This is a genomic window from Aeromonas tecta, assembly GCF_000820185.1.
In the GTDB taxonomy this organism is placed as follows: Bacteria; Pseudomonadota; Gammaproteobacteria; order Enterobacterales; family Aeromonadaceae; genus Aeromonas; species Aeromonas tecta.
This window is the reverse complement of sequence record NZ_CDCA01000010.1, coordinates 1-11,322: the sequence shown is the minus strand read 5'-3', so window position 1 is coordinate 11,322 and position 11,322 is coordinate 1. Positions and strand designations below refer to the sequence as shown.

The window sequence follows — 11,322 nt, the reverse complement described above, 5'->3', positions numbered from 1 at the left end:
CCCATGTCCGATCCCCTCTTTGACGATGCGCCCCAGGCCGATTTTCGGCTGGAGCGTCATGGCCCGCTGGCCGAGCTTATCTTGGCGCGCCCAGAGCGCCACAATGCCCTCGATGCCGAGCTGATGGCGGGGCTTATCCAGTGCCTCGACGAGCTGAGCCAGAGCGACACGCCACCCCATGTCCTGCTGCTGCGGGCCGAGGGCAGGCATTTCTGCGCCGGCGCCGATCTCAACTGGATGCGCAACCAGGCGCATGCCGATTTCGATCCCGGCTCGTTTGAACGCAATCGCGAAGACGCTCGGGTGCTGGCCAGGCTGATGCAGAGCCTGGATGAGCTGCCCTTCCCCACCCTGGCGCTGGTGCAAGGGGCCGCCTATGGCGGGGCGCTCGGCCTCGTCTGCGCCTGCGATATCGTGCTGGCGAGCGACGATGCCCGCTTCTGCCTCTCCGAGGTGAGCCTGGGGCTGGTGCCTGCGGTGATCAGCCCCTATGTGGTGCGCGCCATGGGCATGCGTCAGGCCCGTCGTTACATGTTGAGCGCCGAGCCGTTCGATGCCATCACCGCCTGTCGGCTCCACCTGGCCCATCAGCTGACCAAACCGGCGCAGCTACTGACCGAGGGTCGGGCCCTTGCGCTGCGCCTGTGTCGCAACGGGCCGCAGGCGATGAAAGAGACCAAGCGGCTGCTGGCTGCCATCGATGACCAGGGCGTTCATCAATGTGAAGAGATAACCGTCGATACCATCGCCCGGGTGCGGGTCGGACTCGAAGCCCAGGAGGGGATGCAGGCCTTCTTCGACAAACGCGCCCCCAGCTGGCGCCCCCGTTTCAAGGACGAAACATGATCAATCTCATCACACTCTTCTCGATAGCCAACCTCGACGCGGATAATCGAAGTACGGACGACCAGGTTATCTCCTACCCCTGTGCTTTCGAGGAGTGCAAATGACTGCCAATAGCCCAATAAAACGCTTATTGATAGCGAACCGCGGCGAGATAGCAGTGCGGATCATCAAGACAGCTCGCCGCCTAGGCATTCATACCATAGCGCTCTACTCCGATGCCGACGCCTGCGCCATGCATGTGCGCGAGGCCGACGAGGCCTGGCATCTTGGCCCCGCTCCCGCCCGGGAGAGTTATCTCGATGCCGGCAAGGTGCTGCGTATTGCCCAGCAGGCCCGCGCCGACGCCATCCATCCCGGCTACGGCTTTTTGTCGGAAAACAGCGACTTTGCCAGCGCCTGCGCACAGCGGGGGCTGCGCTTCATCGGCCCAAGCGGCGCCGCCATCCTCGCCATGGGGGACAAGTCCGGCGCCAAGGCGCTGATGCAGGCGGCCGGGGTGCCCGTGTTGCCCGGTTATCACGGCGCGGATCAGAGCCTGGCACTATTACGCGATCAGGCGCGCCACACCGGCTTCCCGCTGCTGATCAAAGCCGCCAGTGGCGGTGGCGGCAAGGGGATGCGCCGAGTCGAGCGACTCGACGAGTTTGATGAGGCATTGGCGGCGGTCAAACGCGAGGCCCTGGCCGCCTTCGGCGATGACAACGTGCTGCTGGAGCGCTATCTCCCCAAGGCTCGCCACGTGGAGGTGCAGGTGTTTGCCGACAGTCTCGGCAACGCCATCTACCTGGGGGACAGGGACTGCTCCTTGCAGCGCCGCCACCAGAAAGTGATTGAGGAGGCCCCCGCCCCCGATATCCCTGCGCCCCTGCGCCAGGCTATGGGTGAGGCGGCGGTCGCCGCGGCCAGGGCCATCGACTATCAAGGGGCTGGCACCATCGAGTTTCTGCTGTGCGAGGGAGCCTTCTTCTTCATGGAGATGAACACCCGGCTGCAGGTGGAGCACCCGGTCACCGAGTGCGTCACCGGCCAGGATCTGGTGGCCTGGCAGTTGGCCGTTGCCGAGGGCAAGCCGCTGCCGCTGACTCAGGATCAGGTGGTGCTGAGCGGCCATGCGGTGGAGGCTCGCCTCTACGCCGAGGACGTAGCGGCCGGATTCCTGCCCGCCAGCGGCCCCATCCACTGGCTGCACTGGCCGGATGGGGTGCGCATCGACACCGGCGTCGCCGCCGGCGATGAAGTCAGCCCCTATTACGATCCCATGATTGCCAAGCTTGTCGCCCATGCTCCGAGCCGAGCCGAAGCCTTCGGCAAGCTGGCCGACGCACTGGGGGCGCTGGCGCTTGGCCCCCTGGTGCACAACGGCGCTCTGCTGCAGCGCCTGTGTCTGACACCCGACGTGCTGGCCATGCGCCATCACACCCAGTGGCCCATCCCTACCGAGCCGCAGGCGATCCCCGATCTCGCCTGGCCCCTTGCCACCCTCTGGCTCGCCACTCGCAGTACCAGTGCCACGCCCTGGCAGCGGGCGAGCGGCTTTCGGCTGGGCCAGCACAAGCGCTGGACGGCGGCGGTGCGCATCGCGGGCGATACCCGGCGGCTGAGCCTGACGGGAACCGGCGATGCACTTAACTGGCAAGGCACGCAGATCCCCTACCAGCTCGGCCCGGATCATATCCGGCTGTTGCAAGAGGGGCGCTGGCAACGCTACCCCGTGCAGGCGGGCGCGGCCGGGACCTTCCTGCTGCGCCTTGGCGAGCAGAGCATTGGTTTCGCCGCCGATGATCAACAACATCAAGCCTCCCATGATCAGGCTCAGGACAACGGCGCCCTGGCCCCGATGCACGGCATAGTGGTGGCGCTGCTGGTCGAGGTCGGACAGCGCGTCCAGCGAGGCCAGCCCCTGCTGGTCCTGGAAGCAATGAAGATGGAGCACGTCCTGAAGGCACAGCAAGACGGCGTCATCGAGTCCCTGCGCTGCCAGCAAGGGGAGCAGGTAAGCCAGGGCGCCCTGCTGGTGCATTTTGCCGACGCCGATTCTGCCGCCGGCCAGTCTGACGCGGGCGAGCACAGCCAGGAGAGCAACTCATGAACAAAGAGCACGGGATACCGGTCGACAGAGTAAGTCTGGTGGAGATGGGGCCCAGGGATGGACTGCAAAACGAGCGCAGCATACTGTCGCTGGATAAACGGCTGGCGTTGATCGCGCGCCTCGCCGAGAGTGGCCTGCAGCGCATCGAGGTAGGGGCTTTTGTTTCCCCCAAAAGAGTGCCGCAGATGGCCGACTCTGCCGCCCTGTTCGCGGCGCTGCCTCGCAGAACGCCAATTCGCTACGGCGCCCTGGTGCCCAATCTGCAAGGGCTGCAGGCCGCCATGGCCGCCAGGGTCGACGAGATAGGGTTGTTCACCGCCTGCTCGGACGGCTTCACCCGCGCCAATATCGGTATCGGCGTGGAGGAGTCTCTGGTGCGCTTCGCCCCCCTGGTGGCACAGGCGCGCAGCCTCGGCATCCGGGTGCGCGGTTACCTCTCCACCGTCATCGCCTGCCCCTATGACGGCCCGACCCGCCCGAAACGGGTCGCGGCCCTGGCCGAGCGACTGCTGGATCTCGGCTGTCACGAGATCTCCCTTGGTGACACCATCGGCGTCGGCACCCCCGGCACCGTGGCCCCCATGCTGGACGCCGTGTTGCACGAGGTACCGGCCGGGCGACTCGCGGTGCATTTTCACGATACCTACGGCCAGGGCCTGGCCAACCTGCTGCCGGCGCTGGAGCGTGGCATTCGCACCATCGACTGCTCGGTGGCAGGGCTCGGCGGCTGCCCCTATGCCCCGGGCGCCTCCGGCAACGTCGCCTCGGAGGAGGTGGTCTATCTGCTGCACGGCCTGGGCATGAGTACCGGGGTCAACCTCGATCTGCTGGCCGCCACCGGTCAGTGGGTGAGCGAACAGCTGGGGCGCGCCAACGGCTCCCGGGTCGGCCAGGCACTGCATGCCAGGGCGCAGGCTCGTCGACAAGGGAAACCCGATGAGATAACCCAGGGAGAGTGCCATGGCTCCTGACCGCAACCCTTGCCAGGAGCGCGCTGGTTGTCTCCCGGTGCCGGTTCACGCATCTGATCTCGATGGGAGCACCGTATGAAAGCCACCCCCTTCTCCGGCAAGGAGGTCACCTACAGCATCTCGGAGCTGGCCCATGAGTTTGATGTCACCCCGCGCACCATTCGCTACTACGAGGATGAGGGGCTGATCACCCCGACCCGGGAGGGGCAGACGCGTATCTACAGCCACAAGGATAAGATCCGCTTAAAGCTCACCCTGCGGGGGAAGCGACTCGGGTTCAGCCTGGCAGAGATCCGCGAGCTGTTCGACCTGTATGACACCGATCGCTCGAGCAAGAAGCAGCTGCACTCGATGATCCTGATCATCGAGACCAGGCGCCACTCCCTGCGCCAGCAGCTGGAAGATATCCAAATGGTGATGGCCGAACTGGAGGCGGCCGAACAACGCTGCGTAAATTCACTTAACGGCTTGAAAACTAGCGCAGATTGACCGAGTCTGGGACATCTCGCCCCCGGAGTTCGCCATGAAACACTGGTGTTGGTTATCGCTGCTGATCAGCACCCTCTGCTGGGGGATCCCCCTGGTGAGGGTCGGGGTCTATCCCTATGCCCCCTTCGTGATCAAGGAGGCCGAGGGCCAATACCGTGGGCTGACCCCGGACCTCGTCGCGCTGCTCAACGAGGTGCAACAGGAGGTGCGCTTCGTGCTGGTACCCACCTCTGCCGCCCATCGCCATGAGGCGATGGCGCTGGGTCGCTTCTCCCTGATGCTGTTTGAAGAGCAGCGTTGGAACTGGCACCCGGATCAGGTGTTGATGACCTATCCCCTGCTGCTGGGGGGGGAAGTCTATGTGGCGCTCAGGGCGCCGGGCCGTGAACAGCGTTTTTTCCAACCGCTCTCCCGTCGTCAGCTGATCGGGGTCGCCGGTCATCACTATGGATTTGCCCGCTTCGATGCGGATCAGGCCGAGCTGCGCCAGCGCTTCAACATCACCCTGCTCAAGGACAACATCAGCGCCCTGCAAGGGCTGTTCAAGGGCCGTGGCGAGGTGGCCATCATCAACCTCTCCTACCTGAACCAGTTTCGCAAGGCCCATCCCGAGCAGGCAGCTCGCCTGCTGCGCGCCGATGATTGGGATCAGCGCTATGAGCTCAGGGCCATGCTCAGCAAGCAGGCCGCCATCACCCCGGCGCAACTCGAGGGTTGGCTGATACAACTCAAGCGAAGCGGCGCGCTGACGCGCCTCTGGACAGAGTACGGCGTAGAACATCAGGCAGCCCCATGATTAGCCCTCGATTAATTGCTACCATACGCGCATCAAATGGAGACCATCATGCTCAAGCCTCTGCCTGCTCGCCTGTTGCGCTATGCCCTTTATCTCTGCGCCGCCTTGCTTATCTCCCTCGCGATATTGTTGTGGCAAGCCCCTGGCCTCACCCAGCGCCATCTGCCCGGCTGGCTGGCCAAGCACTATGATCTGCAGCTGACCCTGGGCAAGATTGATATTGCTCTGCGCCAGCCCTCCCTCACCATCGGTCCCTCCGCGCTGCTCGATGGGCAGCAAAAACCCATACTGACGTTTGAACAGCTGCGGCTGATCCCCAAGCTCAAGGAGAGCTGGCAGCACAAGGCCATCTTGCTGGACGAGGCCGTGCTGACCAAACCCAGGCTGGAGCTGGTACGACTCGAGGATAAGAAAGGCGAGGTCCGTTTCAATCTGACCGAAGCGCTGGCCAAGGTGTTGGCCTCAGACCCTGCTCAACCACCGACTACCACCCAGCCGCTGTTGGTGCAGATCGCCAAAGTGGCGCTGGAGCAGGGCCAGATCCAGTATCGCGATAGCCGCAAGAACACTAGCCTAGGCTGGGTACCGCCCCTCGCCCTCGGGGATCTCGCTCTGCAGTTGCCGAATTTTTCCACCACCAAGGATCACAACAATCGCTATCAGCTGAGCGCCATGCTCAATCAGAAGAGCCAGCTCAAGGCCGAGGGGGAGCTCGACATCATGACCGGAGCCGGCAAGGGGCAGGTTAGTCTCGGCAAAGTGGCCCTCGCCCCCTTCGCGCCGCTCTGGGCGCCCTATCTCAAGGTCAATCTGGCCAAGGGGGATGCCAGTGCCGAGCTGGCCTATCGACTCAGTCAGGGTAAACAGGGGCTGGGATGGCAGCTGTCAAAGGGCAAGCTGGTCTTGAACAACTGGCAACTCAAGCGGCCCAAGGGGAGCGAGTTTGCCCGCTTCAATCAGCTGGCCCTGACCGGCATCACACTCGATGCCAGCAAGCAGTCCCTCAATATCGACGCCATCGCACTCAAGACTCCCGTGCTCAGCGCCGTGCTCGATGACAAGCAGCAGCTGGATCTGGCCGATCTGCTGATCCCCCAGCCTCCCACCAAGGCAACGGGCAAGCAGCAGGGGGGCAAGTCACAGGCGGCCAAACCCTGGCGCTGGCAACTCAAGCAGACGCGCATCAGCGGGGGCAATCTCAAGCTGACCGAGTCGAGCAGTGGCAAGCCGCTGGCACGCGAACTCACCGGGCTCGAACTCAGCCTGGGAGCCCTTGGCAGCGCCACCAACCAGCCCAGCCCGCTGAGCCTTCGCAGCACATTGAATCAGCAGAGTCAGCTCAGTTTTGAGGGCAGCCTCACCCCAGCGCCCTTCGCACTGAACGGCGACATCAAGCAGCAAAGCCTGCCCCTTGCCTGGGCCCAGCCCTATCTGCAGGATCTGCTGCGCATCAAGGTGCAAGACGGCCTGCTCACCAGCCGCACCAAGCTGGCGCTCAGCACCGATAAAAACGGGGCACTGAGCCGGTTGGAGGTAACGGGTGGCTTCGATGTCGACAAGTTGCATGTGCTGGACCGCGCCGACAACCAGCGCCTGCTGCAGATAGAACGTCTGGAGCTGAGCGGGCTGCGCTACGACGGCATCAGCCAGCAGCTCAAGGTAGGCGATATCCTGCTGCGCCAACCCTTCGCCCGCATCGAGATCAACGAGGAGGGGATCACCAACGTGCAGCAGTTGCTGCTGCCGCGTCCTGCCAGCAAGAGCACCAGCAGCGGGCCCGCCCCCCACATCTTCATCGATCAGGTGCGCACCGAGCAGGGCAACTTGCGCTTCGCCGATCGCAGCCTGAGCCCGGAGTTCGTGGTGGACATCGCCTCCCTCGCGGGCCAGAGCCGCCACATCAGCAACATCCCGGGCCAGCGCTCCGAGCTCGCCTTCAACGGCAAGGTGGACCGCTACGCCCCGGTGACCATCAAGGGGGGTACCAACCTGCTGGTCGACGATCCCGTGCTCGACGTCGCCGTGGCCTTCACCAACCTGGAGCTCACCACCTTCACCCCCTACTCCAGCACCTACGCGGGCTACGCCATCGACAAGGGCCAGCTCTCCATGAAGCTCAACTACAAGCTGGAGGGCCGCCGACTGGAAGGGGATAACGACATCACCATCAAGAAGTTGCAGTTGGGGGAGAAGATCAAGAGCGAGCAGGCCAAGGATCTGCCGCTCGGGCTCGCCATCGCCCTGCTGAGCGACTCAAGCGGCGTCATCAAGATGAATCTCAAGGTGAAGGGCAACCTGGATCAGCCGAACTTCAGCCTGGGCAACATTTTCTGGGACGTGCTCGGCAATACCCTGAGCAAGGCCATCACCTCTCCCTTCTCCCTGCTGGCCTCTCTCACCGGTGGCACCAAGGATCTCGATGAACTGCCCTTCCTGCTGGGGGACCCCAACCTCACCCCGAGCCAGCAGACCAAACTGACCAAGCTGGCCCAGGCATTGAAAGAGCGCCCCAAGCTCAGCATGAACATCCGCGGCAAGGTCAACTTCAACGAGGAGCGCCCCATACTGCAGCGCCAGAAACTGGAACGGGTGCTGGCAAAGATCACCGGCTCCCCGGTCGATCTCGGTGTGCTGGAGCAAGATCCCGCCCTACAGGCCGCGCTGGGAGAAGCCTATGAGGCCAAGTTCAAGGAAGATCTCGGCGCGCTGGCCGACAGATTGAAGCTGGCCGAGCAGAGTTCGGCCCTGCGCGCCCAGGCGGTGATCCTGCTGCGAGACCAGCAGCTGATCACCGCCAAGTCATTGCGCAACCTCGCCATGCGCCGCGCCCAGAACACCAAGGAGTTTCTGGTCGATACCCAGGGCATCACACCGGAGCGGCTGTTCGTGCTCGACAGCCAGGTCAAAGAAGCGGACAAGGAAGCCAAGGTAGTGCTCACCCTGGATGACTGACAACCTGGGGCAGCATGGCTGCCCCGGCGTTGCCTGCCGCTCACCGCCATGCCTTATTCCCGCCCCACCTCCATCCTTTCTGCCGCCCTCTACCTCTGCCTTCGTCATCGTTATCGCCCTGCAGACTCCGCGGCTTCCCTGCGACCCCTGCTAAAGACGGATAACTCCCCCCTTTTCAACAGCATTTCTCGCTACTTCCATGAATACTAGCAGTGGAATACACCACTAATTCCGATGTATGGCATACAGGTCGCCACCTCCTGTCCTCAAATAGCGATAAAATAGTCTTGTCTGATGGCATATGAGCGCTCTTTTTGACCGTCATCAGCGACGTCGGCTGTCAGTCATCTCTCACGTGGCCCAAATTGGCAGACATCGGCAGGATCAGGCCTGCCATGGGCACCACACAGCCCCTGTCATTTATTTTCACATCGCCGTTCTTTACACAAATAATCAACCAGGAAAACGTCATTCATTTACCTGTTTCCTACCTGAATGACACGATTGATGGCGCCGGTAATCTTAGGTGTCGTTTTTTTACTATTTATTCTCTCGCCCCCCTTGCCGGAGGGGCCTTGCCTGCCTAAAATCGCGCGTCTTTTATCAACCCCCACTCGATTGTTGGAGAACACCACGTGAGCGAAAAATTGGCCAACCCTGCCCCTCTGGGTCTGATGGGTTTCGGTATGACCACCATTCTGCTGAACATCCATAACGCAGGCTTCTTCCCCATCAGCGCCATGATCCTGGCCATGGGCCTGTGCTATGGCGGTCTGGCCCAGATCATTGCCGGCATCATGGAGTACAAGCGTGGCAACACCTTCGGTGTGACCGCCTTCATCTCCTACGGCACCTTCTGGTGGAGCCTGGTGTTCCTGTTGATGATGCCTGGCATGGGTCTGGCCGAAGCCACCCCGCACGCCTTCATGGGCTGGTATCTGCTGATGTGGGGCATGTTCACCCTGTTCATGCTGGTTGGCACCATCAACTTCCCGCGCGTGAAGCAGTTCGTGTTCGCCTCCCTGACCGTGCTGTTCTTCCTGCTGGCCGCCCGTGATTTCACCGGCAGCACCCTGATCGGCACCATCGCCGGTTTCGAAGGCATCATCTGTGGCGCCAGCGCCATCTACCTGGCCATGGCCACCGTGATCAACGAGCAGTTTGGCCGCACCGTGCTGCCGATTGGCGATCACAAGAAAGCCGCCGCCGTGCAGCTCAAGGCTGCCGCATAATTTGCGATAAGCTGGCACAAGCGCTGATAAAAAAGGCACCCTCAGGGGTGCCTTTTTGTTTGTCCGCGATACCACAGATCATGGCTTCAGAGAGTGAACCTCACTCACCCGCCAGCAGGCGGGTGGCCGGGAAGCGCGCCGCTGGCTGCTGGTCGTAGAAGCGTTCGAACTGTTCATAGACGGCGGGATAAACCGCGCGCAGGCGCAGCGGATCGGTGAAGAAGCACTCGCTGCACACCGCAAAAAACTCGGCCGGATGCTCGGCGGCGTAAGGATCGATATCGGTCACTTCATCACGGGCCAGCTGCGCATTCAATGCATCGAACGCCTGCTGCATGGCCTGTGTCCATTGGCGCGGATCCATCCCGTGTGGCAGTGGCGGCGCGCCATCGGCATCGCCCCCCAGCATGTCGAGTTTGTGGCTCAGCTCGTGGATAACCAAGTTGAAACCATCCCAGTCCCCATCCTGCTGCAGTTCACTCCAGGCCAATACCAGCGGCCCCTGTGGCCAGGACTCGCCGGCGTTCTCCTCCTCCCACTCGCTCACCAAGCCGAACTCGTCCTGCACCTCCTGGCGGCGGGTGACGGGTTCGGGGATGATGATCACCTCGTGAAAACCGCGATACCAGTCCAGCCCCAGGTGCAAGATAGGCAGCGCCGCCTGCAAGGCCAGCACCGCCTGTTGGCGAGGCGTCAGCTCGACCCCTAGCTGGGTCAGCGTCTTGCGGGCCAGAAACTGCTGGGCCAGGGTCGTCAGCCTCGCCTCATCAATGGGGGAAAAACCTTGCAAGATGGGCACGGCCGCGAGGGCCTGCTGCCACTCCAGCGCGCCGGGGGCGTTCTCCTGACGGGGGGACGTACGACCAAACCAATTCAATAACCGAGACCAGAACACACAGACTCCTCTCGCTGATCAGAACAATTTTACGAAGCGTTTTGGGCGCTCAAGATACCCCTGCGCCAGGTAGAAACGGTGCGCCCCCTCCCGCCTGAGGCTGCTGGAGAGCTCCAACTGGCCACAGCCCAACGCTTGCGCCCGCGCCTCGGCCGCCGCCAGCAGCAGGGCGCCCACCCCACTCCCCCTCGTTGCTTCATCGATAACCAGCGCCGAAATAAGACCCCAGGCGGGTGCCACGTGCAGCGGGTGCAAGACGTGCCACACCAGCACCCCTAATACCTCAGTGCCAGCGCAGGCCAGCAGCACCTCGCGGGCAGGATCCTCTTGCAGTAGTCGTTCACTGAGCTCGCGCGGCTGCGCCGCATAGCCCAGTTGCTCGAACAGATATGCCATGGCGGCGCAATCGCCCTGCAGGGCGCGGCGAACGGTGGCGCTATCGCTATATTGTTCCATGATTCTTTCCTGGCCTCACATTGGCGCGCTGTTTGCCCGGCGACGCCGCCGGCGGGAGAAAAAAGATCAACGGCGCACCTGTCCGGATCTTGTCCAATCCCTACCGCCATTTGTTAATGCCAATTCACAAATTAACAATATAACAACAAATTTTGCTAGGAAGCACAGTTACAAATCGATATGTTAAAACCCGCGAACTTGGTAGTCGAAAGTTCTGCCCAATATTGGGCGACCTCTTTGGTCGCCTGTTTTTTCAAGAGCGAGGCACAGACCTCGCCAAGAGAGCACGACAAAGGAGTTGTTGTACATGAATGAGATCGTCAATGCCATCAATGGCGTGATTTGGAGCCCTGCGCTCATCTTCTTATGCCTGGGAGTGGGCCTCTACTTCTCCCTGCGCACCCGCTTCCTGCAACTGCGCCACATCAAGGAGATGGTGCGGTTGATGTTCGACGGCAAGAGCACCGATGCCGGTGTCTCCTCCTTCCAGGCGCTGGCCATGACCCTGGCGGGTCGGGTCGGTACCGGCAACATTGCCGGGGTGGCCACCGCCATCACCTTCGGTGGCCCGGGCGCCCTGTTCTGGATGTGGATGG

11 protein-coding genes are annotated in these 11,322 nt (G+C 62.5%); 9 read left to right on the top strand and 2 right to left on the bottom strand.

What is annotated here, in order from left to right:
* Positions 1-3: 3 nt before the first annotated feature.
* The 8 genes from BN1137_RS01370 to BN1137_RS01340 all read left to right on the top strand — a co-directional run bounded on the left by BN1137_RS01370 (position 4) and on the right by BN1137_RS01340 (position 9,375).
* Complete coding sequence (locus BN1137_RS01370; protein WP_050716886.1) at positions 4-846, top strand: enoyl-CoA hydratase-related protein; 843 nt, start codon at positions 4-6, stop codon at positions 844-846.
* Between the two features lie 100 nt (positions 847-946).
* Positions 947-2,935, top strand: coding sequence for an acetyl/propionyl/methylcrotonyl-CoA carboxylase subunit alpha (locus tag BN1137_RS01365; RefSeq protein WP_050716885.1), 1,989 nt, complete (start codon positions 947-949; stop codon positions 2,933-2,935).
* The gene (locus BN1137_RS01360; RefSeq protein ID WP_050716884.1) at positions 2,932-3,906 is read left to right on the top strand and encodes a hydroxymethylglutaryl-CoA lyase; all 975 of its coding nucleotides are present in this window, start codon (positions 2,932-2,934) and stop codon (positions 3,904-3,906) included. Before BN1137_RS01365 ends, BN1137_RS01360 begins: the two co-directional genes overlap by 4 nt.
* A 75-nt stretch (positions 3,907-3,981) precedes the next feature.
* Entirely contained in the window at positions 3,982-4,395 is a 414-nt protein-coding gene (locus tag BN1137_RS01355) for a MerR family transcriptional regulator (protein WP_050716883.1), read from the top strand.
* Between the two features lie 34 nt (positions 4,396-4,429).
* Entirely contained in the window at positions 4,430-5,191 is a 762-nt protein-coding gene (locus BN1137_RS01350; protein ID WP_050716882.1) for a substrate-binding periplasmic protein, read from the top strand.
* A gap of 36 nt (positions 5,192-5,227) precedes the next feature.
* Positions 5,228-8,143 (top strand): DUF748 domain-containing protein, encoded by a 2,916-nt coding sequence (locus tag BN1137_RS01345; RefSeq protein ID WP_456297631.1) that lies wholly within the window; start codon positions 5,228-5,230, stop codon positions 8,141-8,143.
* A gap of 395 nt (positions 8,144-8,538) precedes the next feature.
* The gene (locus BN1137_RS22235; protein WP_157433582.1) at positions 8,539-8,730 is read left to right on the top strand and encodes a hypothetical protein; all 192 of its coding nucleotides are present in this window, start codon (positions 8,539-8,541) and stop codon (positions 8,728-8,730) included.
* Positions 8,731-8,778: 48 nt separating this feature from the next.
* A complete protein-coding gene (locus BN1137_RS01340) occupies positions 8,779-9,375 on the top strand; it encodes an acetate uptake transporter (protein WP_033131986.1) in 597 nt (198 codons plus the stop codon).
* Between the two features lie 100 nt (positions 9,376-9,475).
* Here BN1137_RS01340 and BN1137_RS01335 read toward each other — a convergent pair whose 3' ends face one another.
* Both BN1137_RS01335 and BN1137_RS01330 read right to left on the bottom strand, forming a co-directional pair.
* Positions 9,476-10,270, bottom strand: coding sequence for a M90 family metallopeptidase (locus BN1137_RS01335; RefSeq protein WP_050716880.1), 795 nt, complete (start codon positions 10,268-10,270; stop codon positions 9,476-9,478).
* 18 nt (positions 10,271-10,288) lie between these two features.
* Entirely contained in the window at positions 10,289-10,726 is a 438-nt protein-coding gene (locus BN1137_RS01330) for a GNAT family N-acetyltransferase (protein ID WP_050716879.1), read from the bottom strand.
* 307 nt (positions 10,727-11,033) lie between these two features.
* On the opposite strand from BN1137_RS01330, the gene BN1137_RS01325 reads away from it, so the two are divergent.
* Positions 11,034-11,322 (top strand): alanine:cation symporter family protein (locus BN1137_RS01325; protein ID WP_198150576.1); only part of this gene is annotated, 289 nt, incomplete at its 3' end.